The sequence below is a fragment of the Nocardia coffeae genome (assembly GCF_019890715.1).
In the GTDB taxonomy this organism is placed as follows: domain Bacteria; phylum Actinomycetota; class Actinomycetes; order Mycobacteriales; family Mycobacteriaceae; genus Nocardia; species Nocardia jiangxiensis.
Genome location: NZ_JAINZY010000072.1, coordinates 1 through 547, shown reverse-complemented (window position 1 = coordinate 547; position 547 = coordinate 1). Strand labels below are relative to the sequence as shown.

The window sequence follows — 547 nt, the reverse complement described above, 5'->3', positions numbered from 1 at the left end:
ACCGACGCCCCGGGCTATACGCGGTGTGGAATTCTCTGTGATGAGCCGCCTACCAGCGGCGACATACAGAGTGGCTTCGACAACTGCTTCAATTCTGGTGCGTCTTACGAGGAGTGTGAACGCCGCATCAGGTGAGCTGCGCCGATGCCTCGTCGCGCGCCCACCGAGTGCGGGCCGAACTCGCCGGTGTCCCAAGGCACTCTGAACCAGGCCAAGGCCAAGAACGAGACTAGATTCCGAAACCAACCCACAGGCGACTTCGGAGCGTCGATGTCACTTTTCGGAGTCGCCTGCACAGATGTCCCACGGCGGCTGCATCCGCGTTGATGGGCGTCCAAGCCCGCGCAGCTATCTGAGGATGATCGTGAGTCCGACGGCGGCTGCGGCAACGGCGGCGACGATGAGGATTGCCGCGACGACCCGCGATGTCATGGGCAGTGCTGCCTGCAGGTGGGCGAGCATGCGGTGTCCGGCGGTGGTGGGGCAGAGCAAGAGCGCGATCATGAGCACGGCGACCGGCGCAACCGCGATCACGACGAAGACCGTG

General features: G+C 64.2%; 1 protein-coding gene. It reads right to left on the bottom strand.

Annotation, left to right across the window (positions count from 1 at the left end):
• Positions 1-348: 348 nt before the first annotated feature.
• The coding region (locus K7711_RS47085) for a hypothetical protein (RefSeq protein WP_222979698.1) at positions 349-547 on the bottom strand (199 nt) is incomplete at its 5' end.